Genomic DNA, 22,051 nt, shown 5'->3' with positions numbered 1-22,051 from the left:
TTCCATATATTACTATGTAATAGCATAAATTCATGATACACCCAATCAAATAAATCACAAGTATAAGAAATAGATATTGTTTTTTCATAAACCGTTTGTTTTACTAAAAACAACTTCCAATCGTTTGAATTCCACTAAATGATGTGCCAGCTAATGATAATCCATAAGATAATCCAGAAACCCATCCTACAGGTCCAGATCCTAATGAAGCAGCCGACAACACAACTCCTGCAACTCCCATTCCTAAACTTACCAATGCTCCTTTGCAATCACTTTCCAGACCACCATTGACAGATTCCATCTGTTTCAAATTTAGTTCTTTCATAAATAATAATATTAAAAAAAATCCTACTCTATTATGGCTTTTCGGATGCCGCCTTTTTATGTATACTAAGGGTATCCATTAAAATAATTCTTTTATCTATCAAAGATGTATTATATGTATTTTCATATATATTAATTATGTCTAAAGCTTTGCTCTTTAATGAATATTCTGTCAATTCATTCTTGTTTATTAAATTTCTTCTATCAGATAGAGTAATTGGACTATCTAAAGACATTCCTCGTTTATAAAATATATAAGCTTTTATACTATCTCCCTTATTCTCAGCCAACTGTCCTAAAGCATACCAAGGACGGCTTAAACCACACATAACTTCCAATGATTCAATAAATAATTTTTCAGCTTCAATTTTATCTCCCTTGTATAATAATACACTTCCTAATTTAGCCATATTTATAGGATCACCCTTCCTAACAGACAAGATCTTCACCACATTTTCCACTATCTCTATCCAATAACAATAATTATGTTTCTCTAATTTAGCATATATATCCGTCTCTAATAAATAAGGTGCTATTATTAGTGCTTTCACAAACGCCCTTTTTGCTTCAACAAATTGTTTATGGCTCTCACAAAATAAGGCCCATAATAAAACATTTTCTTCCTCATCGGAATTTTCCACTGCTTTTTCAAAGAAACTTTTAGCTTTTAAATATTTCCCATTTAGGGCATATAATAGACCAAGATTAAGACTGAACAAACGATTTTTAGGAGCCATGTTGTTTGCCAAGTGAAAATAAGCTAAAGATTTATCCAATGCTTCTGAAGATACTTTACTCAAAGCCATATAATTACGTAAATTAATAGCCGTATCCGTAGCAGCATAAAGCAATCCCATATTGGCATAATAAACAGGATTCATAGGATTTAACTTTATAGCTTTTTCTATAGTCCGCATCGCCTTCTCAGAATCCGCCATTGTACAAGCCTTATTGTTAAGCTTATTAGCATACGAATAACGAATATGCCAAAAGCCCAACAGCAAAATCATGCAACCAAGCACGCCCTGTACAGCAATTTTATGTTTACTTGAACAACTCATAATTATCTTCTAACGGTTGAACCAAACTAACCATTATCAGGAAACAAAGTATCATCATATTCTCTTTCTGAAAAAAAGAAGAGAATGTAACTTCCCTTACGCCTAATGCCAGCAAAATAGAGAAAAATACAATTGATCTCAATTCTCCTTTTTTCATTTGGTGTATTCCAATGTATATAAGCGACAAAACCAATGCGCCATATACTATAACTCCGACAATGCCTTTTTCAGCCGCGACCTGCAAATAGGTATTGGTAGCATAGGATGTAAATAGTCCTTGCCTTTCCTGTCTATAAGTATCCGAAGCAAGGGCATAGTTACCACCTCCAACTCCTGTTGCCGGAAAAAGTCCGAATATATTAATGGCTTCTTTCCATTTAACAAAACGCCCTGCCGTACTGCGTTGCTGTGAAACGGTATGATTCATAAAACAAGTAATAAGAACAGACTTCCTTTCTGGTAACATACACAACAAAGTGGGCAACCAAACACACAAACAAATAGCCAAGGCCTTTTTCAGCATATCACGTTTATAAATGCAAAAGAAAGTTATCAGCATAGCAAAAAATACGAATAAAGCAATATATGCCCCACGTGAGAAACTGACCAATATAGCAACCAACATTAAAATTTCCATACAGATATAGCATATCTGCTCTTTTCTATAACCCGACTCCAAGATAGATATAATAGGAAAAGGTACTAGGCACAACAACATAGTAGCCCAATTATTGGACAATTGCCCAAAAGGCCGATAATGGCTCCTAAAGTCAGTAAGATTCTCAAAACCTACACTATAAAACCGATCACGATGAAGCAAGAAAAAGAATAACGTAATCAATGATAAAATGCCTGCTACTATGGAAAGTACTTTATACAAAAAAGCGAACTGACTACGAAAACGAATAAAAGTTCGAATAAAAAAGTAAAATGCTATTGATAAAAGAATCTTCAGAGTCGCAGTAATACTATTAGGAATATAAACAGAAGTCAGGCAACAGAGTAACTCTACGGCACATACTGTATACAGAATGTAATCAAAGCAAGATATTTCCCCACTTGTCAAATACACAGCCCCATGTCTAATATCATAAACATAAAAACACACAACAACAGGAAGCATAATAAATATCCATGAAAAGATATCGATAAACCCTATCAGCAAGAATAACCCCATTGACAAAAATGCCAATAAATTAAACTTTTTGTTATGTATCAAACCTCCATTCATAAACTATTCTACATTTATATTTTTTATTAAGGACGTACTATCCACTCCCTCAATTATCTCAGTATATATTCCATCCGAGATACCTGTTTTCAGAAACCGTTTTTCATATTTACTTTTATCAGCTACTATTTCTACAAAAACAGAATCATAGTTAAACTGAAAATATTTCTCTTCCAAAGCCAGCACGTGCTTTTTCCGCTCCACCACTATTTCTGCATTAGCCGTACAACCGGCTTTTATCATTTGCTTATATTCTTCAGGTATAAACAAACCGGCAGTTATTTCAAAACGCGCGACTCCATCCTGCACAATTCCCTTGGGGGCGACAAGACTTAATGCTCCGTCAATAGTTATATTCTTATCCATAAGAACCGATAATGACAGTTCCATCCCTACAGCAAGTTTCAATATATCAGATTCCAATACGTTTCCTTTAAATACTAACGATTGCAGATCTGCCACTCTAGCCACGGTTGTTCCTTCATTCAATGTACCTCTTGCCATCACAGACCCACCCTCTTTTATCGGAAGCTCCAATATAGTACCTGCGTCAGTCGCCGTTATAATATTGGATATTCCCTTTTGATTATATTGCCCTTTCAACATATCCAACTCCGATTCTACGGATTCATATTCGGACAGAAGAACAGCCAAATTACTTTTCTCGCCCTCATACATCTCTTGCGCTATCAACTTTTTTACATATAAGTTTTCCGTCCTCTCAAAACTAGCTTCAGCAGTCAAATACCTGGTTTCCGCTATTTCCAATTCCTTTAATAACCGCCTGTATTCCAACGGATCTTTTACATATCGTATTTGCGCCAATGGCTGTCCTCCCACCACTTCATCTCCAACCTGCACCAACAATTTTTCCAACACACCGGAGATAGTCGATTTTATATCTATTTCTTTTGAGGGCTGTATCACCCCCGGAATAGTAAGTTTGCTCTCAATATCCCGATACTCGGCACGGATAGTAGAAGCGGGTATCTTTCTACCTCCCTTTGCCGCCCGGTAAATGACAAATGCCAAGAATACCAGGATCAAGGATAATATAACAGTTCTTACTACTTTCATTTCAATTTTCTTCTTTTAGAGCTTCTATAGGGTTCAGTTCCGCCGCATATATCGCCGGCCTCAGCCCGGCCAATGTTCCCGCTATCACTAAGATAAATATGGCGGCAACAGCTGTCGGAAAATCCAGTCCCGGTTTTTCCATCATCGGAGTGTCTTCTGAAATGAAGAGTGCTACAACCTTCAGTATCCCCCATCCCAAAACCAACCCTACATATCCGGCTAAAGAAGTAAGAGCTATGGATTCCCATAAAAACATAGCCTTTATCTGCTGTGCCTTGGCACCTACAGACTTGCGGATACCTATTTCACGGGTACGTTCCTTTGCCGACGAATACATGATATTGCCTACTCCTATTACGCCACTGACCAAAGTGCTGATTCCCATAAACCACAGGAACTTGCGAATCATGACAAACAAGTCAGTAAATGCCTTTACCTGTTCCTCCATGCTATTAAAGTAAAAGACTTTATCATCACTTGGGGCAAATTGATATTTTCTGGCCATCACATTCCGCACATGGGTATTCACCTCCTTTATTTTGGCTCCTTTCACTGTAGAGAATACAACTGTGCCAAACCGCCCGGCAGTGGCATCAACTTGTTCATAGACCGAGTAAGGCATATAAATGACTCTTGCCTCATACGAATTAAGCATCGTATTCTTTATTGTTCCAATCACCCGGAACATCTCCTGCCCCATACGGATATACTTGCCAATGGGATTTTCTTTTCTGAAAAGCATATCCACCACATTTTCACCTATCAATACCACTTTTCGAGCTTCATTCATATCCAAGGCATTCAACATTCTACCATGCTCCACCTCCAACAATTTTATCAAGAAGTAATCAGGATATACCCCTCGCACCTCAAACCAGCCATTCTTCGTGCCGGCATAGACAGCGTTCCAACGCCCCGTTTCGGGCGACAGATGGGTTATCTCGGGTATTCTTGATTTCAACATATTCAAATCTTCTTTTTGAAATTGTATTTTTCTTCCACTAGCCGCTCCTTTATATCCCATTGATGTTTCTGACGCATATACATAAGTCGTGCTTTTAGAGAATCCATTGAAGAGTTTGAACACTCCCCGTTCAAAACCTAAACCTATTCCAACCAAGACTATCAGGATAAAAATCCCCCATGATATGCCTATACCGGTCAGAATAGTACGTGAAGGCTTTCTTTTTACAGACTCGTATATTTCACACCAAAAATCAATGAACATACAAGATAGCATTTATTATAAAGAGAGCGTATCGGATGCTACGTACTCAAAATAACCATACCAATGTTCGCCGGATGCTGTAACAATTTCCAATGTATAGCTCCCCATTTCCAAATAATCAATAGGTATATTCATCTCACTACCTCGCTGATATCGAGATATGGGGATACGCAACATTTCACTATTTGCACTATTATAGAGGATGATTTCCGCATCCTCTGATAGGGAATGAAAGGAAAAAATTAAAGAAGATTCCAGCAACGCAACTGAACAAGGAGGGATAAGAATACTTCTTGTTTTTCTACTAACTTTTTTTGTTAATGGTATTTGCTCTGATACAGATTCATTTTTCAAAGAGAATCTCTCATTAACCTTAGCCCATACAGTTACAGGATAGATACAACTTGCAACAAGGCTTACCAATAAATACAATACTAATTTGTTTTTCATAGCTACATTATTCGTTTGGTTTACATCAACAAAATTAGGAATAATGCAATTAACCACAAAAAAAGCAAAATAGACAAATAGTGACTTGATACATATTTTACAAACAGCTGCATATCAATATATTACAAGCCATAATTCATCTAGTTCCGACCACTGATATAGACAAGAACATCAACAAGTATACATCACAAATAAAGTTTATCCGCATCATTCGCCATAAATTCCTGTATCTTTTTCTTCATTCTGAGTTTGGCTCTTGAAACAGATTGAGGAGTTATGCACAGAAAAGTGGCAATTGAAGCATGAGGAAAGCCCAACTGTAACAAGCACCACAACTTCCGTTCGGTGGCACTCAGACCCACAGCCTCGACACGGCTTTGAAACATGGGACCGAACAAACGGATGACAAAATACTCTATAGCATCCAATTCCTTTGGAGTTAATGCATGAGCTGTATCGGGATTATCTAAAAGTTGAATAATGAAAGTAACGGTTTCATAATGCCTTCCACTCTCGGTCTTTATATCCTTGTATTTCTTCAGTTCGTCCAGCAAAATCTTATTTTTATCCGCCAACTTGAGATTCTCTTCCTTATTCTTCTGTTGCAATTCCAGCAGATGCCGCCTCATTACCTCATTTTCCACAGACAGACTTTCATTGTTTTGCGCATAGCGGAAAGACAAGTCCTCTATCTCTTTATTCCGCTTGATATAATCGTGCTGCAAGGTGGTCAAAACGTTTTCATTCTCCTGTATCTGCTGTTGCAGCAACAGAATACGCCGCTCTTTCTTCACTCTCTCACGCTTGTAGACCGACAGGAGGTAGAGCAAGAGCAGAACGACAAGCAATATAGCACCCACCAGCCGCCATTCATTGCGCTGCTTGTTTATGGCAAGCAGTTCCTTTTCGTGGGCAAGTTCTTGATTGTTGTATTTCACCTGGATTTCTTCCAGTTTCACCGTTTGCGTATGCTCATGTATACTGTCAGCATATAGGTCATATTTCTCTCTATAAGCCAAAGCTTTCTTCCAATCCTCACGTTTTTTTGCCACTTCATACAAAGAAAGATAAGCACTGGCCTGCCCATACAAATCGCTATCATTCTTGATTATATATTCTGCATAATATATAGCGGAATCATATTGTTCTTGTTGTACATATACGTTAGACAAAGAATAAAAATAAGAATAATCATCCTTCTCTATATTATCTTTTATCGATAATAATAGTCCCAAGGCTTTTTGATATTCTTTCCGCTCCGAATAGATAATGCCCAAATTACGGACAGCAGTCTGCTTCTCCTCCTTTGAATCAATCAACTCAGCCATTCGTAATCCTTGCAGGGTATAGTGTTCCGCACTATCAAGTTTTGCCAGCAATAAAAAACTATATCCGGCATCCAATAAAGATATGGCATAATTGGTACTGTCCTTTATTTCCTCAAAAGTGCGGACGGCATCTTTATAATACCTCAAACCCTTGGCATACAAGCCTTGTCTGAAATTGGCATTTCCTAGATGCGAATAGCACAAGGCCTTGTATTTAGGCTCATCCAGTTGCTTCATAGCCGTCAGCGCACACAGATAGCAACGAACAGCCGCGTCATATTCTTTCGCCTCACTATATTGCCTCCCCTGATAGAAGAAGGCTTTTGCTTTTTTCAATGAGTCTTCACTATGCCGATAGAATGCCAAAGCCGATGTGATAGGAGCATCGGTTATAGAACGATACGTTTTATCCAAAGCCTGCGTCAGCAAAAGGTTGTAGTATGCTTTCTGCTCCCTGTCTCTGCAATCATCGACAGAAAATTGCTGTAAAAAAAGTAAAGCACTATCAGGATGTCTCTCCATATACGCCTCAGCCTCTCTTAAATAGTCCTGATGAATGGAATGCCGGTTGACACAAGAAACCGATAAGAATAATCCAACAAATAAAATTAGATTTCTCATAATACAAAATTTAAGGTTTATGCAAATATAACGGAATATTTTTTCCCGAAACAAGAATATGCTATAAAAACATATGAAAAGCCGGACAAACATCTCTGTCGCCCGGCTTTCTTAATTATCAAAACAATCAAAGAAGCATCAATTTGCCATTTCAGAAATAAACTTGATGCGGACCAACCGGATTTCATCCTCCGTATAGTCATCACCCAATTCATCCATCGCGTCATCTATTTTGTCTGTTGTAGACTCCTTGAAGTAATCATAAATATCGTTCAAATGGTCTTCATCCATAATTTCCTCCAGGAAGTAATCAATATTCAGCTTGGTTCCTGAATAAACAATAGCCTCCACTTCATCCAATAATTCACCGAACTCCAACCCCTTTGACACTGCAATGTCGTCCAAGGCCACCTTCCGGTCAATAGCCTGAATGATGGATACCTTCAGTTTGGATTTATTGGCCACCGTACGGACACGCAAATCCTCCGGACGCTCTATTTCATTTTCCTCACAATGCTTCTTTATCAATACACAGAACTCCTGGCCATAACGTTTTGCCTTTCCGGCACCTACGCCCGGAATATTCTGCAATTCTTCCAAAGTCACCGGATAAATGGTAGCCATCGCCTCCAAAGAAGGATCCTGGAAAATAACATACGGCGGCACATCCAGTTTCTTGGACAGCTTCTTACGCAAATCCTTCAACATAGAGTAAAGCACGGGGTCTACTGCACAAGAGGCACCTCCCCGAACCGGAGTTTCTTCTTCCTCCTCCTCAAAATCATTGTCTTCAACAATCTTGAAGGATTTCGGTTTTTTCAAGAATTTATGTCCTTCGGGGGTAACCTTCAACAGACCGTAATTCTCTACGTCTTTACTTAAATAACCCGCTATCAAAGCCTGACGGATGACAGCATTCCACATTTTTTCTTCTTCTCCCATGCCTGAACCGAATACTTCCAGTTCTTCATGTTTATGAGCAAGTACTTCTGACGTTTCCTTACCCAAAAGAATATCAATTATATAATCTGCTTTAAAGTTTTCTTTCACTGCTATGATTGCTTCAATCACAGCGCATAATGAATCCTGAGCCTCCACTTGCTTTTTAGGATTTAAACAGTTATCACAATTTCCACAATTCTCCTCTGTATATTCTTCCCCAAAATAATGTAACAATGATTTACGACGGCATATAGAAGACTCTGCGTATGCAGCTGTTTCCAACAGCAACTGTTTGCCGATTTCCTGCTCTGCCACGGGCTTTCCCTGCATAAACTTCTCCAGCTTCTGCAAGTCCTTGTTGGAATAGAACGTAATACACTGACCTTCCCCTCCGTCACGACCGGCTCTCCCCGTTTCCTGATAATAACCTTCCAGACTTTTCGGAATATCATAATGTATCACAAAGCGCACATCGGGCTTATCAATTCCCATTCCAAAAGCGATGGTAGCTACAATCACATCTATATCCTCTTTCAGAAACCCGTCTTGATTGGCTGTGCGTGTAGCAGAATCCATGCCGGCATGATAAGCACGCGCATTGATTCCGTTAGCTTGAAGCACTTCGGCCAATTCTTCCACCTTCTTACGGCTCAAACAGTAGATAATACCTGATTTACCAGGATTAGCCTTGATAAACTTGATAATATCCCTGTCAATATTATTTGTCTTCGAGCGCACTTCGTAATACAGGTTCGGGCGATTGAAAGAGGACTTGAACTCCTGCGCATCCTGCATACCCAGATTTTTTTGAATATCCATACGCACTTTCGGAGTTGCTGTAGCAGTAAGGGCAATCACCGGCGCCTTTCCTATTTCATTAATAATAGGACGGATGCGACGGTACTCCGGACGGAAGTCATGCCCCCATTCCGAAATACAGTGTGCTTCATCCACCGCATAAAATGAGATCTTCACTCCTTTCAGGAAATCTACATTCTCCTCCTTTGTCAAGGATTCGGGAGCTACGTAGAGCAATTTGGTTTTGCCGCTCAGGATATCCGATTTAACCTGGTCTATAGCTGATTTGTTCAATGACGAATTTATAAAGTGTGCTACTCCGTCTTCCTCACTGAAATTACGCATGGCATCCACCTGGTTCTTCATCAATGCAATTAAAGGAGATATAACGATTGCTGTTCCATCCATGATAAGGGATGGCAACTGATAGCATAACGATTTACCACCGCCCGTAGGCATCAAAACAAATGTATCATTTCCGGCAAGCAGATTACGGATAATCGCTTCCTGATTACCTTTGAAAGTATCAAATCCAAAATACTTTTTTAATGCGTCCGTTAAATTTATATTCTCCGTCATTGTATCAATAGTTTTTCACGGTTTTCCCGATTTCTTGTTTTACATCTTTTGTTGCCTAACAAAGTTATAAACAAGTTCTCAAATTACACGAATATTTCGGGTAATATTTTTCAGAAGAATTGCATTTTTTCTTTCTCTCTCCCTTTATATCTTGATACTAAGCTGTTTGCATTCGCGAAATATTTGCCTTTCCCATCTGCTGTTTTGCAAAATCAAGTGTCACTTCGTACTTTTTCGCTTTCTGAGAGGGAATTTCAAACATAACGTCCATCATGATCGTTTCCACAATGGAACGTAATCCGCGTGCTCCTAACTTATACTCAATAGCTTTGTCTACAATATACTCGAATACTTCGGGTTGAAACTCCAGCTTGACCCCATCCATCTCAAATAATTTAACATACTGTTTGATAATGGAATTCTTCGGTTCCGTCAAGATATTGCGCAAAGCGGTTCTATCCAACGGATTCAGATAAGTCAAGATGGGCAGACGGCCTATGATTTCAGGAATCAGCCCGAATGATTTCAAATCCTGAGGGGCAATATATTGCATCAAGTTGCCGCGATCTATCTTCACCACGTCCTTTGCCGCGCTATAACCTACCACATGCGTATTCAAACGTTGCGCAATTTTGCGTTCAATACCATCAAATGCCCCACCACAAATAAACAGAATGTTTTTCGTATTGACCGGAATCATTTTCTGGTCGGGGTGTTTACGTCCTCCCTGAGGTGGCACATTCACGATAGATCCTTCCAGCAGTTTCAACAGACCTTGTTGTACACCTTCACCACTTACATCACGAGTAATGGAGGGGTTATCTCCTTTACGGGCAATCTTGTCAATCTCATCAATAAATACGATGCCTCTTTCAGCTTCCGCCACATTATAATCCGCTACTTGAAGCAGACGGGTTAAAAGACTCTCAATATCTTCACCCACATATCCGGCCTCTGTCAGCACGGTGGCGTCAACAATGGTAAACGGCACATGCAATAATTTGGCAATAGTGCGTGCCAGCAAGGTTTTTCCCGTTCCCGTACTACCTACCATAATGATATTGGACTTTTCAATCTCTATATCATCCTTATCCACTTTTTGGAGCAGACGCTTGTAATGATTGTAAACGGCAACGGAAAGATAGCGTTTGGCGTCATCCTGACCAATAATGTATTGGTCAAGAAATTCCTTGATTTCCTTTGGCTTCGGAAGTTCCTTCAAGTTCAACTCACCCGGTGCACCTTTTTTTTGATGCATGGCTTCCTGCATAATTTCATATGCCTGCTCCGAGCAACTGTCACAAATGCAGCCGTTCATTCCGGTTATCAGAAATCCGACTTCATTTTCCGAACGTCCGCAGAAACTACATTTCCTTCTACTGTTTCTAGGTGTTTTATTATCTTCCAATGTTTATTCCTTTAAATATCCAAGTTTCCTAATGCGTCTTTAAGAAAGAAGCCTGCATGAAATGATAGCGGGAACCTGGGTTGTTTTTAGTACTGTTATTCTTATCGAATGGAAATAAATACATTATAGAGCAGCCGGTTTGCGTGACAGCACCTCATCAATCATACCATATTCCTTAGCTTCCTGAGCTGTCATCCAGTAGTCACGGTCAGAGTCTGCCCATACTTTATCAAAATCCGTATGAGAGTGGTCTGCAATAATGGTATACAGTTCTTTCTTCAACTTTTGGATTTCACGGGCCGTGATCTCAATATCCGAAGCTTGTCCTTGCGCGCCTCCCATCGGCTGATGAATCATCACACGTGAATGAGTCAACGCAGAACGTTTACCTTCTGTTCCCGCAACCAACAGCACGGCTGCCATCGAAGCGGCCATACCTGTACAGATCGTGGCAACATCACTATTAATGAACTGCATGGTATCATAAATACCTAATCCGGCGTAAACAGATCCTCCGGGAGAATTGATATAAATAGATATATCTTTACCAGACTCTACTGAGTCCAAATATAAAAGCTGCGCCTGGAGTGTATTGGCTGTATAATCATCAATCTGTGTACCCAGAAAAATAATTCTGTCCATCATCAGTCGGGAAAACACATCCAACTGAGTCACATTCAACTGACGCTCCTCCAAAATGTAAGGATTCAGATATCCTTGCGACTTGATGACATCATCCAGCACCATACTGTTCATCCCCAAATGCTTGGTAGCAAATTTTCTAAAATCATCCATAATCTAATGGTTTAGTTATTAGTAACAAAAAAGGGTTTTCAACCTCTATTTTTCAAACAAACAAAAGTACAAAAAAATACGGTTAACGTATCCAATACTCTTATCTATAACGAAAATTTATGGTCAAAAACCCCTTTTTTAGAAAGTTTTAGCAATCACTTACTTCGACTTACTAAGTTATTATTCAAACATTTTGTTGAATTCTTCCATAGAAACCGTTTTGTGGTTTAAAGTAGCCTTAGCTTTCAATGCGGCAGAAAGTTTGCTTTCAGCAGCACGGTTTACCAAACCTTCTACAGATTCCTGCTTCTTCAACATTTCTTTTGCATAGTTCTCTAGAACTTCTTCAGGGATATTCAACATTCCGTATTGAGCAAACTGAATGCGAGTTGCTTCCTTGGCCATATTCATCACATCGGCTTGTTCCACTTTAATCTCATTATTCTTGAGCAATTGCTCTTTAATCAGATGCCAAGTCAGTTCTTCGATACTCTTGTCATAGTTTTCAGCGACAAAAGCTTCACCCTTCTCTTCATTATTCAGCAACATGATACGCTTCAGTAACGCATCGGGGAATTCCAACTTACCAATCTTATTAACCAAATATTCACGAACATCGATCAAGAATTTATAATCGCTATCTGATTCGAACTGCTTTGCAATTCCTTCTTTGATCTTAGCGCGGAATTCTTCCTCACTGCTTACAGTGCCTTCGCCAAATACATTGTCGAACAATTCCTGGTTCAACTCAGCGGGAACCATACGGGTGATCTCTTCCACCTGGAAGCTGAAGTTACCTTTCACACCGGCAACTTCCTCTTTCTTTATCTTCAATAAAGAAGAAAGTTCAGCTTCATTATTATCAAATGCTACAGCAGGATTAAATACCAGCACATCATTTACTTTAGCACCGTTAAATATAGCCTTTTGCTCATCATTCTTCATATAAGCCGGCATCATTACCGCACCTTCTACCTGAATACCGCCTTCTTTAGTATTTCCATTTTCATCCAATTCAGCCAACAGACCTTTAATCATGTCTTTGTCTTCATACTGCTCTACTTTATCATATTTTGCAGCACGCTGAGTATACATTTTAACCTGCTGTTCTATCAGTTCGTCTGAAACTTCGATAGTATAGTAATCCACTGTATCCGCAGCTGAGATTTCAGCTGTAAATTCAGGAGCCAAAGCGATGTCGAACACAAATTCAAAATCTTCTTGCGTATCGAAATCGATAGGTTTCATCTTTTCTTCATTAGGCAACGGCATACCCAACATATTCACTTTGTTGTCGCGGATATATTCGTTTACCTTTTCCTGCATCATTTTATCAACCTCTTCTACAAGGACAGACTTGCCAAATTGTTTTTTAATCAAACTCATAGGCACCATACCCGGACGGAATCCCGGAATATTAGCTTTCTGACGGTAAGTCTTCAGTGTCTTTTCTACTCTTGCCTGATAATCAGCTTTTTCCAGTTTTAAAGTAAGCAATGCACTCACTTTGTCAACGTTTTGCAATGAAATATTCATTCTGAACTTTATTTATTTAATTATTACTTCTTTCTGTTTTTCACCAAAGAGGTTGCAAAATTAGTGTTTAATCTTTCAATAACCAAATACACAGACTAAAAAATACTAATTGACAGCAGAAAGTATCCATTTAAAATGACTGACTAAGAAACCGATTCAAAAAAAAGAAAAAAAAGTTGTTTTTCTTCTTGCAAATTCAAAATTTATGCGTTCCTTTGTGCCCGACTGGTGATACTAATTATAGCTAGTGATTTTTATTACAAGGTTTTACTTTTGTACGAATAGCACTTACGTAAACTCTCTGTCGTTCGAATCCCCTACTTCATTAATAATCACCACTCAGAGAGTATTTTTTATTTTAATTATTTTTATTTTTTCACTATGAACATGTATGTTGGAAACCTTAACTACCGTGTTAAGGAAGGAGATTTGGAACAAGCAATGGCGGCTTATGGAGTTGTTACTTCTGTAAAAGTTATCAAAGACCGCGAAACAGGTAAATCTAAAGGATTTGCATTTGTTGAAATGGAAAATGACGCAGAAGCAGCCCAGGCCATGAATGAACTGAACGGCTCGGAATTCATGGGACGCCAATTGGTAATCAAGGAAGCAAGACCTAGAGACTAATTACTTATCTGATACAATCAAAAAAAAAGCTCTGAGCAAATTCAGAGCTTTTTTTATATCCCACATCTCCGGTTTTATACATTTTTTCCCTGCCTGTCCTTTTCCGCCAATTGAAAATCCTTACGGCGAAGCACAAAATTAGTGCCTAGATATTTCTCACGGACAACAGGATTTTCCGCTAGTTCTTCAGGGGTTCCCTGAAACAGAATTTTTCCTTCAAACAACAGATACGCACGGTCGGTCAAGCGCAACGTTTCCAATGCATTATGGTCGGTAATTAAAATACCGATATTTTTATCTTTCAATTTCCATACAATATGCTGGATATCCTCTACGGCAATAGGATCTACTCCTGCAAACGGTTCATCCAACATAATAAACTTAGGGTCGATAGCCAGACAACGCGCAATCTCCGTACGACGACGCTCGCCTCCTGAAAGCTGGTCTCCCAAATTCTTACGTACTTTCTGCAAACGGAACTCGGCAATCAAGCTTTCCAGTTTGTCCTTTTGATATTCCGGAGTAGTATTAGTCAACTCCAGCACAGAGGCAATATTATCCTCCACGCTCATCTTACGAAAAACTGAAGCCTCCTGTGCTAAATATCCAATGCCATTCTGAGCACGCTTATATACAGGATAACTGGTAATATCCAAGTCATTTAGGAATATATGCCCCTCATTCGGCACGATAAGTCCCGTAGTCATATAAAACGAAGTAGTCTTACCGGCACCATTCGGTCCCAATAACCCAACAATCTCTCCCTGCTTCACATCAAAAGAAACATGACTTACTACCGTACGCTTGCCGTATTTCTTCACCAGATTTTCTGTACGAAGTATCATACGGTTGTCATCGGTCACTGTATTTTGTTGTTCTATTTCCTGCTCTGACATATCCATGTATTTTGCGACAAAAATACTAAAAAAGTTTAGGAAACGCATAACAGAACAGAAAATCAGAACTTCTTTTGCATTTATATAGACAAAAAAGGCTACTTTTGCAGGAAATTGTGAAAACTATGATGATAAGACCCATAACAACCGTAGGGAAATATATCATGCTGATGGGGCGTACTTTTGCTCGTCCGGAACGTATGCATATGTTTTTCAAGCAATATCTCAATGAGATGGTACAGTTGGGAGTAAATTCCATCGGTATTGTACTGCTTATTTCTTTTTTCATTGGTGCCGTAATTACCATTCAAATCAAATTAAACATCGAAAGCCCGTGGATGCCCCGTTTTGTGGTAGGCTACACCACCCGCGAAATCATGTTGCTGGAATTCTCCTCCTCCATCATGTGCTTGATCCTGTCAGGAAAGGTAGGTTCTAATATTGCCTCCGAAATAGGAACCATGCGTGTAACCCAACAGATTGATGCATTGGAAATCATGGGGGTCAATTCCGCCGGATACCTTATTCTTCCTAAAATTATAGCTTTGATGACAATGATTCCTTTTTTGGTTATTTTCAGCATATCCTCGGGGATTATTGGTGCCTTTTGCACCTGTTGGTTCGGAGGAGTCATGAATGCCGAGGATCTGGCCTATGGTCTGCAATATAGTTTTCAGGAATGGTTTGTATGGTGCAGTTTTATTAAATCTATCTTTTTCGCTTTCATCATTTCCAGTGTATCTGCTTATTTCGGTTACACGGTAGAAGGAGGTTCTATTGCAGTAGGTAAAGCCAGTACAGATTCTGTAGTAATGAGCAGTGTACTCATTCTATTTTCCGATTTAGTATTAACACAACTTTTAATGGGATGATACAAGTTAAATCATTATATAAATCATTCGAGGGAAAAGACGTATTGGTGGATATCAATGCTACTTTTAACAATGGTAAGACCAATCTGATTATCGGTCAGAGCGGTTCCGGGAAGACGGTATTAATGAAGTGTATCGTCGGTTTGCTGACTCCTGAGAAGGGCGAGATTCTGTATGACGGACGCAACTTCCTCAACATGAATAAAAAAGAAAAAAAGACATTGCGCCGCGAAATGGGAATGATTTTCCAAAGTGCCGCCTTGTTCGACTCTCTTACCGTACTAGAGAATGTAATGTTTCCATTGGATATGTTCTCAAACGATACGTATCGTGACCGCGTAAAACGCGCCCAATTCTGCCTGGACCGTGTGAACCTGGTTGAGGCACAAAGCAAATATCCGGGAGAAATCAGTGGTGGTATGCAAAAGCGTGTAGCAATTGCACGTGCCATAGCTTTAAATCCCCAGTATTTGTTTTGTGATGAACCTAATTCCGGCCTGGACCCTAAAACCTCCCTGGTAATTGATGAACTGATTCATGACATAACTACAGAGTATAATATGACCACTATTATCAATACTCACGATATGAATTCCGTTATGGGAATCGGCGACAGTATTCTCTATATTTATCAAGGACATAAGGAATGGGAAGGAACAAAAGATGATGTGTTCACTGCTACCAATGAACGGCTGAATAATTTTATCTTTGCATCTGATCTGCTCCGCAAGGTGAGAGAAGTGGAAGAACATAGAAAATAATGATAAAATGATTAGTGGTTAATAACCAGCGGATATCACGGTGAAAACCATTAACCACTAATCATTAACCACTATTCTTATTTCTGTCTGATAAAGATATTTATCGGCGTTCCTGACAAATTCCATTTCTCACGTATCTTGTTTTCAAGGAAACGCTTATAAGGCTCTTTCACGTATTGCGGCAAATTAGCAAAGAACACAAAAGAAGGAACCTGTGTGTTTGGCAACTGCGTACAATATTTAATCTTGATATACTTACCTTTATTTGAAGGAGGCGGATAAGCCTCGATCAACGGAAGCATTTCTTCATTCAGACGAGCTGTCGGAATACGGGTAGTACGTGCCTGATATACTTCTTTTGCAGTTTCCAGCACCTTGAAAATACGTTGTTTTGTCAAAGCGGAAGCAAAGATGATAGGAAAATCAACAAACGGTGCCAGACGGGAACGAATGGCTTCCTCATAAGTTTTCATCACTTTGGCATTCTTGTTCTCTACCAAGTCCCATTTGTTCACCACTACCACCAAACCTTTCTGATTACGTTGAATGAGAGAGAAGATATTCAAATCCTGTCCTTCAATGCCGCGGGTGGCATCCAGCATAAGAATACACACATCCGAATTCTCAATAGAACGGATAGAGCGAATGACAGAATAATATTCCAAATCCTCGCTTACCTTATTCTTCTTACGGATACCGGCAGTATCTACCAGATAAAAGTCAAAACCAAACTTTTCATAACGGGTATAAATAGAATCGCGGGTAGTACCTGCAATCTCTGTTACAATATTACGGTCCTCCCCGATAAAGGCATTGATGATAGAAGATTTTCCGGCATTCGGACGTCCTACTACTGCAAAACGAGGGATATCCTCATCCAGCAGTTCTTCACCCTCCTTACTGAATTTACCTACCACCAGATCCAACAATTCCCCTGTACCGCTTCCGCTTAATGCAGAAATACAATAGGGATCACCCAGCCCCAATTTATAAAATTCGGCAGCATTATATTGCAGTTCATTATTATCAGTCTTGTTAGCTACCATAATAACAGGTTTCTTTGTACGCCGCAAAATAGAGGCTACAGCCATATCCAAATCGGTAACCCCGTTCACTACATCCACAACAAACAAGATTACATCCGCTTCATCTATGGCAAGACTTACCTGTTTACGGATCTCTTCCTCAAAAACATCATCCGAGTTTACTACCCATCCACCGGTATCAACGACAGAAAACTCATGTCCCACCCATTCCGACTTGCCATACTGACGGTCGCGGGTAGTTCCTGCCTGCTCGTTTACAATTGCCTGACGCGTTTTGGTCAGACGATTAAAAAGTGTAGACTTTCCCACATTGGGGCGTCCTACGATTGCTACTAAATTTCCCATTTTCTTTCTTGTTTACGGCTATCACAGTCGATTTTAATCCATTTGATACCCAAAGTTCTTTAATTCTTTGTCCGAGCTTCTCCAATCCTTATCAACTTTCACAAAGGTTTCCAGATAAATAGACTTTTGGAAAAAATGTTCCAACGTTTTACGAGCCTCTGTAGCCACCTTCTTCAATGCCCTGCCCTGCTTACCTATAATAATACCTTTTTGCGATTCACGTTCCACATAAATCACAGCATTGATATGGATACTCTTAGCATCTTCCTTAAATTGCTCCACTACCACTTCTACAGAATAAGGAATCTCCTTATCATAATAAAGCAAAATCTTCTCGCGGATAATCTCGGTGACAAAGAAACGCGCCGGTTTGTCTGTCCACTGATCCTTACCGAAATAGGGGGGTGAATCGGGCAGCAATTCCTTGATACGCTTCATTACCGTATCCACATTGAATTTAGAAGTAGCGGAAATCGGAATAATTTCAGCTTGAGGAAGCTGTTCGTGCCATGCTTCCACCAACTTGACCAAATCTTCCTGATTGGTCAAATCTATTTTATTAATTAACAATAAGACAGGAACCTTGACATTACGGACTTTTTCTATAAAGTCCGCATTTTTATCCGTTTTCTCCACCACATCTGTCACATACAGCAATATATCCGCGTCCACCAATGCCGACTCTGAGAAGTTCAACATAGATTCCTGTAACTTGTAGTTTGGCTTCACTACTCCCGGAGTGTCCGAGAATACAATCTGCATATCGTCCGTATTCAAGATTCCCATGATACGATGACGAGTTGTCTGCGACTTGAACGTTGCAATAGAAATACGTTCCCCCACCAGCAAATTCATCAGTGTCGACTTGCCTACGTTGGGGTTTCCTACTATGTTTACAAATCCTGCCTTATGCATAATTCTTTCATTTTATTGGTTACAGACAAAAAAACGCATCGGAATACGGATGCGTTCATTTGTATTTGTAGTTTAATGATTATTATCTCTTACTACCATCGTAACCCCATTTCACATAAACGGCTCCATAGGTAAAACCTGCGCCGAAAGCTGTAAATATCAGGTTATCTCCTTTCTTCAGCTGCTTTTCGTAATCCCAAAGACACAACGGAAGTGTAGCACCACTGGTATTACCATATCGCTGAATATTAATCATTACCTTTTCCAAGGGAACTTCCAAGCGAGAGGCTACCGCATCAATAATACGCAGATTAGCCTGATGAGGAATTACCCAGTCGATATTATCTTTATTCAAACCATTCTTTTCGGCAATAGTCGCTGTAATATCCGACATATTGGAAACAGCATATTTAAATACTGTTCTTCCTTCCTGATAAAGATAATGCATCTTATGATCAACAGTGAAATAAGAAGGAGGACATACAGAACCACCGGCTTTCATGTGAAGAAAAGGAAGTCCCTTACCATCTGTACGAAGAATAGAATCCATAATACCATAATCTTCTGTAGTAGCTTCCACCATACATGCTGCTGCACCATCACCAAAGATAGGGCAAGTTGCACGATCCTGGTAGTTTACCATAGATGACATCTTATCTGCACCGACAATAATAATCTTTTTATGTCTTCCCGATGCGATAAGTGAAGCAGCAGTTTCCATTAAATACAAAAAGCCGCAGCAGGCAGCCTGCAAATCAAATGCAAATGCATTTTTCAATCCCAGCTTATCACACAGGATAGAAGCAGTGGAAGGGAAATGATAGTCAGGAGTAGTAGTTGCTACGATTACTGCATCAATGTCATCCGGATTAGAAGCTGTTTTCTGCATCAGTTGTTTGGCAGCCTTACGCGCCATATACGATGTACCTAATCCTTCTTCATTCAGAATACGTCTTTCTTTAACTCCGATTCGAGTCATAATCCATTCATCATTGGTATCTACCATTCTTGAAATCTCTTCGTTAGTCAAGACATAATCTGGTACATATCCACCGACTCCTGTTATTACTGCATTTATTTTTTCCATCATTCCAATTTAATTAGTTTATACCCTTACAAAAAAGTAGCCGACAGAGCCGAAGCTCGCCGGCTTTATTTTATAAAACGTACAAACGTGTTTAAAGCTACTGATTAGACAGCAGCTTCTTTTTCGATTGCTAACTTACCTCTATAATAACCGCAAGCTCCACATACAGTGTGGTAAACATGCCATTCGCCGCAGTTAGGACAGATAGCTAAAGTAGGAGCAACTGCTTTATCATGAGTTCTTCTCTTTGCAGTTCTCGTTTTTGATTGTCTTCTTTTAGGATGTGCCATTTTTCTAAACTTTAATTATTATCTAATATTTTCTTTAATTCATTCCATCTCGGATCTATTTCCTGGGGCCCTTCGCTGATATCTCCTTCGGGTAACTCCACCGCTATGTCATCATCATCTTCATCATCCGCCGAAATGCGCAAATGCTTACTCAGCTTGCCAACCATGCCTTTGTTGCATTTCCCAGGCGCATGTACATGCTTCATGGGAATATTCAAGGCTATAAACTCATACAAAAACCATGCGATGTTAATATACCCATCTTCTTCAGGTACTACAACTATGTCGCCCTCTTCCGCAAATGAAGAACCTAACTTTACTTTCAGTTTATCTGAAGTTGAAACAGGTAATTCCATTTCATCCAAGCAACGGTCACACGGTACAATGACAAAGCCTTCAGTTTGAAAATCCAACAGAAAAACACCGGATGTCTTTTTCACATTCAGTTCTACTGCCAGTTTCCCTTTCTGTACTTCCGGTCCATCCAGATCTACAAAGAATTGATTATCCAGCGTAAACTCATACTTAGCAGAGTCCGCTTTCATATTCTTCAATTCAATCTTATATTTATCAAACTTTCCCAAAGCAATACTATATAAATCGGGCGACAAAGATACGAATAATATTCCAATATGTATAATATAAGTGCGTATTTTTCAAATATAAATTAGACATATATTATTTTTAGCGCATAATTTAGCGTTTTTTTGAAGTGTGTTTGCCTTTCATATCTCATATCAGTGATTTTCATTGTACACTTCTTCCCTTTATACTCCACTATCCCTTTTCGGCTCATGCAGCTTGCATAAAGGCCCTATTATCATCTCCCGGTTCTCTATCAGGGCAGGTCTTCAGACCTGCCTGTTCTATTTCCAGTCCCTATTCCAAGGCATAAGTACCCGGCGAGGGTTTCCGGAACCGCTTCCGCCGGAGAAAGGACATGGCGGAGCCTTCCGGACAGTTCCGTGGGAAACGTATCCACACCCACGGGAAAGATAAGGCTTTTAACTAATTCCCCCAAGTTTTCAAACTGAGCCGAAAAAACGGTAGAGGTCACATTTCACACGTGCGGATACAAAAAAAGCCTCCGGAACTTCTTCAAGTCCGGAGGCTTCAATCAAAACGGCGGCTACCTACTCTCCCACTGTGACGCAGTACCATCGGCGTGACAAGGCTTAACTTCTCTGTTCGGAATGGGAAGAGGTGGAACCCTTGTGCTATAGCCACCTGAATAAGGTTGACATATTGTTGAGCTGTTATCGTAATTTCATTCTGTAGTAAAAACCAAAGGTATACACCATCCGACATATAAGGAAAGTGAACGGGCAATTAGTAATGCTCGGCTTTGATGTCTCCATCTTTACACCTGCATCCTATCAACGTCGTAGTCTACAACGACCCTGAGAAATCTAATCTTGTGGCCGGCTTCGTACTTAGATGCTTTCAGCACTTATCCGATCCAGACTTAGATACCCGGCAATGCACCTGGCGGCACAACCGGCAAACCAGAGGTCTGTCCAACACGGTCCTCTCGTACTAGTGTCAGAGCCACGCAAATTTCATACGCCCACGATAGATAGAGACCGAACTGTCTCACGACGTTCTGAACCCAGCTCGCGTGCCACTTTAATGGGCGAACAGCCCAACCCTTGGGACCTTCTCCAGCCCCAGGATGTGACGAGCCGACATCGAGGTGCCAAACCACTCCGTCGATATGAGCTCTTGGGAGGGATCAGCCTGTTATCCCCGGAGTACCTTTTATCCTTTGAGCGATGTCCCTTCCATACGGAAACACCGGATCACTATGCTCTAGTTTCCTACCTGATCGACTTGT

General features: G+C 39.8%; 20 protein-coding genes and 2 rRNA genes. 3 read left to right on the top strand and 19 right to left on the bottom strand.

The genetic code is table 11. From position 1 onward, the window contains the following. Positions 1–103: 103 nt before the first annotated feature. From AB5062_RS07095 to tig, 11 genes are all read right to left on the bottom strand, one after another. Positions 104–325, bottom strand: coding sequence for a hypothetical protein (locus AB5062_RS07095; protein ID WP_005852816.1), 222 nt, complete (start codon positions 323–325; stop codon positions 104–106). 31 nt (positions 326–356) lie between these two features. Then, positions 357–1,385 (bottom strand): hypothetical protein, encoded by a 1,029-nt coding sequence (locus AB5062_RS07090; protein ID WP_005852814.1) that lies wholly within the window; start codon positions 1,383–1,385, stop codon positions 357–359. Next, complete coding sequence (locus tag AB5062_RS07085) at positions 1,369–2,616, bottom strand: O-antigen ligase (protein WP_032952398.1); 1,248 nt, start codon at positions 2,614–2,616, stop codon at positions 1,369–1,371. The genes AB5062_RS07090 and AB5062_RS07085 overlap by 17 nt, the downstream gene beginning before the upstream one ends. Positions 2,617–2,619: 3 nt before the next feature. Further along, positions 2,620–3,693 carry an efflux RND transporter periplasmic adaptor subunit gene (locus AB5062_RS07080; RefSeq protein ID WP_032952399.1) on the bottom strand — a complete coding sequence of 358 codons (1,074 nt, stop codon included), beginning with the start codon at positions 3,691–3,693 and terminating at the stop codon, positions 2,620–2,622. Between the two features lies 1 nt (position 3,694). Continuing rightward, positions 3,695–4,921: an ABC transporter permease gene (locus tag AB5062_RS07075; RefSeq protein WP_032952400.1), complete on the bottom strand. Its 1,227-nt coding sequence runs from the start codon at positions 4,919–4,921 to the stop codon at positions 3,695–3,697. A 15-nt stretch (positions 4,922–4,936) separates the two neighbouring features. After that, complete coding sequence (locus tag AB5062_RS07070) at positions 4,937–5,371, bottom strand: DUF3244 domain-containing protein (RefSeq protein ID WP_005852810.1); 435 nt, start codon at positions 5,369–5,371, stop codon at positions 4,937–4,939. Between the two features lie 185 nt (positions 5,372–5,556). Beyond that, on the bottom strand, positions 5,557–7,320 hold the full coding sequence (locus AB5062_RS07065; RefSeq protein ID WP_005852806.1) for a lipopolysaccharide assembly protein LapB: 1,764 nt from the start codon (positions 7,318–7,320) through the stop codon (positions 5,557–5,559). 138 nt (positions 7,321–7,458) lie between these two features. Continuing rightward, positions 7,459–9,639, bottom strand: coding sequence for a DNA helicase RecQ (gene recQ, locus AB5062_RS07060; RefSeq protein ID WP_005840213.1), 2,181 nt, complete (start codon positions 9,637–9,639; stop codon positions 7,459–7,461). A gap of 157 nt (positions 9,640–9,796) precedes the next feature. Then, positions 9,797–11,047 carry an ATP-dependent Clp protease ATP-binding subunit ClpX gene (clpX, locus tag AB5062_RS07055; protein ID WP_005840215.1) on the bottom strand — a complete coding sequence of 417 codons (1,251 nt, stop codon included), beginning with the start codon at positions 11,045–11,047 and terminating at the stop codon, positions 9,797–9,799. Positions 11,048–11,170: 123 nt separating this feature from the next. Further along, complete coding sequence (gene clpP, locus AB5062_RS07050; RefSeq protein ID WP_005840217.1) at positions 11,171–11,842, bottom strand: ATP-dependent Clp endopeptidase proteolytic subunit ClpP; 672 nt, start codon at positions 11,840–11,842, stop codon at positions 11,171–11,173. A gap of 180 nt (positions 11,843–12,022) precedes the next feature. Further along, positions 12,023–13,378 (bottom strand): trigger factor, encoded by a 1,356-nt coding sequence (gene tig / locus AB5062_RS07045; protein WP_005840219.1) that lies wholly within the window; start codon positions 13,376–13,378, stop codon positions 12,023–12,025. A gap of 381 nt (positions 13,379–13,759) precedes the next feature. Here tig and AB5062_RS07040 point away from each other — a divergent pair, with 381 nt between their 5' ends. Then, positions 13,760–14,005, top strand: coding sequence for an RNA-binding protein (locus AB5062_RS07040; RefSeq protein ID WP_005840220.1), 246 nt, complete (start codon positions 13,760–13,762; stop codon positions 14,003–14,005). Between the two features lie 74 nt (positions 14,006–14,079). Here AB5062_RS07040 and lptB read toward each other — a convergent pair whose 3' ends face one another. Continuing rightward, positions 14,080–14,901, bottom strand: a complete 822-nt coding sequence (gene lptB / locus AB5062_RS07035; protein ID WP_005852797.1) for an LPS export ABC transporter ATP-binding protein — start codon at positions 14,899–14,901, stop codon at positions 14,080–14,082. A 128-nt stretch (positions 14,902–15,029) separates the two neighbouring features. Here lptB and AB5062_RS07030 point away from each other — a divergent pair, with 128 nt between their 5' ends. Continuing rightward, positions 15,030–15,773, top strand: coding sequence for an ABC transporter permease (locus AB5062_RS07030; RefSeq protein ID WP_032935144.1), 744 nt, complete (start codon positions 15,030–15,032; stop codon positions 15,771–15,773). Continuing rightward, positions 15,770–16,534, top strand: a complete 765-nt coding sequence (locus AB5062_RS07025; protein ID WP_032952402.1) for an ABC transporter ATP-binding protein — start codon at positions 15,770–15,772, stop codon at positions 16,532–16,534. The genes AB5062_RS07030 and AB5062_RS07025 overlap by 4 nt, the downstream gene beginning before the upstream one ends. Before the next feature lie 77 nt (positions 16,535–16,611). On the opposite strand, the gene der is transcribed toward AB5062_RS07025, so the two are convergent. The 7 genes from der to AB5062_RS06990 form a co-directional block, all read right to left on the bottom strand. Beyond that, on the bottom strand, positions 16,612–17,925 hold the full coding sequence (der, locus tag AB5062_RS07020) for a ribosome biogenesis GTPase Der (RefSeq protein WP_005840228.1): 1,314 nt from the start codon (positions 17,923–17,925) through the stop codon (positions 16,612–16,614). 33 nt (positions 17,926–17,958) lie between these two features. After that, positions 17,959–18,840: a GTPase Era gene (era, locus tag AB5062_RS07015; RefSeq protein WP_005840230.1), complete on the bottom strand. Its 882-nt coding sequence runs from the start codon at positions 18,838–18,840 to the stop codon at positions 17,959–17,961. Between the two features lie 82 nt (positions 18,841–18,922). Beyond that, positions 18,923–19,927, bottom strand: coding sequence for a beta-ketoacyl-ACP synthase III (locus AB5062_RS07010; protein WP_008655190.1), 1,005 nt, complete (start codon positions 19,925–19,927; stop codon positions 18,923–18,925). A gap of 104 nt (positions 19,928–20,031) precedes the next feature. Further along, positions 20,032–20,217: a 50S ribosomal protein L32 gene (gene rpmF / locus AB5062_RS07005; protein WP_002562387.1), complete on the bottom strand. Its 186-nt coding sequence runs from the start codon at positions 20,215–20,217 to the stop codon at positions 20,032–20,034. A gap of 11 nt (positions 20,218–20,228) precedes the next feature. After that, positions 20,229–20,762 (bottom strand): DUF177 domain-containing protein, encoded by a 534-nt coding sequence (locus AB5062_RS07000; protein ID WP_080510721.1) that lies wholly within the window; start codon positions 20,760–20,762, stop codon positions 20,229–20,231. Between the two features lie 575 nt (positions 20,763–21,337). Continuing rightward, positions 21,338–21,448: ribosomal RNA gene (rrf, locus tag AB5062_RS06995) — 5S ribosomal RNA — on the bottom strand. Positions 21,449–21,526: 78 nt separating this feature from the next. Beyond that, a 23S ribosomal RNA gene (locus tag AB5062_RS06990) occupies positions 21,527–22,051 on the bottom strand; the annotation flags it as partial.

It is taken from the genome of Phocaeicola sp. RTP21359st1_B8_RTP21360_211022, assembly GCF_040911965.1.
GTDB lineage: Bacteria > Bacteroidota > Bacteroidia > Bacteroidales > Bacteroidaceae > Phocaeicola > Phocaeicola vulgatus.
This window is presented reverse-complemented; position numbering and strand designations above follow the sequence as displayed.

Coding starts and splice junctions, on each gene's coding strand:
- AB5062_RS07080 (WP_032952399.1), bottom strand. CDS start 3,693: ATGAAAGTAGTAAGAACTGTTATATTATCCTTGATCCTGGTATTCTTG.
- der (WP_005840228.1), bottom strand. CDS start 17,925: ATGGGAAATTTAGTAGCAATCGTAGGACGCCCCAATGTGGGAAAGTCT.
- tig (WP_005840219.1), bottom strand. CDS start 13,378: ATGAATATTTCATTGCAAAACGTTGACAAAGTGAGTGCATTGCTTACT.
- lptB (WP_005852797.1), bottom strand. CDS start 14,901: ATGTCAGAGCAGGAAATAGAACAACAAAATACAGTGACCGATGACAAC.
- AB5062_RS07065 (WP_005852806.1), bottom strand. CDS start 7,320: ATGAGAAATCTAATTTTATTTGTTGGATTATTCTTATCGGTTTCTTGT.
- AB5062_RS07085 (WP_032952398.1), bottom strand. CDS start 2,616: ATGAATGGAGGTTTGATACATAACAAAAAGTTTAATTTATTGGCATTT.
- AB5062_RS07010 (WP_008655190.1), bottom strand. CDS start 19,927: ATGGAAAAAATAAATGCAGTAATAACAGGAGTCGGTGGATATGTACCA.
- AB5062_RS07075 (WP_032952400.1), bottom strand. CDS start 4,921: ATGTTCATTGATTTTTGGTGTGAAATATACGAGTCTGTAAAAAGAAAG.
- AB5062_RS07040 (WP_005840220.1), top strand. CDS start 13,760: ATGAACATGTATGTTGGAAACCTTAACTACCGTGTTAAGGAAGGAGAT.
- recQ (WP_005840213.1), bottom strand. CDS start 9,639: ATGACGGAGAATATAAATTTAACGGACGCATTAAAAAAGTATTTTGGA.
- AB5062_RS07090 (WP_005852814.1), bottom strand. CDS start 1,385: ATGAGTTGTTCAAGTAAACATAAAATTGCTGTACAGGGCGTGCTTGGT.
- AB5062_RS07095 (WP_005852816.1), bottom strand. CDS start 325: ATGAAAGAACTAAATTTGAAACAGATGGAATCTGTCAATGGTGGTCTG.
- clpP (WP_005840217.1), bottom strand. CDS start 11,842: ATGGATGATTTTAGAAAATTTGCTACCAAGCATTTGGGGATGAACAGT.
- rpmF (WP_002562387.1), bottom strand. CDS start 20,217: ATGGCACATCCTAAAAGAAGACAATCAAAAACGAGAACTGCAAAGAGA.
- AB5062_RS07070 (WP_005852810.1), bottom strand. CDS start 5,371: ATGAAAAACAAATTAGTATTGTATTTATTGGTAAGCCTTGTTGCAAGT.
- era (WP_005840230.1), bottom strand. CDS start 18,840: ATGCATAAGGCAGGATTTGTAAACATAGTAGGAAACCCCAACGTAGGC.
- AB5062_RS07025 (WP_032952402.1), top strand. CDS start 15,770: ATGATACAAGTTAAATCATTATATAAATCATTCGAGGGAAAAGACGTA.
- AB5062_RS07030 (WP_032935144.1), top strand. CDS start 15,030: ATGATAAGACCCATAACAACCGTAGGGAAATATATCATGCTGATGGGG.
- AB5062_RS07000 (WP_080510721.1), bottom strand. CDS start 20,762: ATGAAAGCGGACTCTGCTAAGTATGAGTTTACGCTGGATAATCAATTC.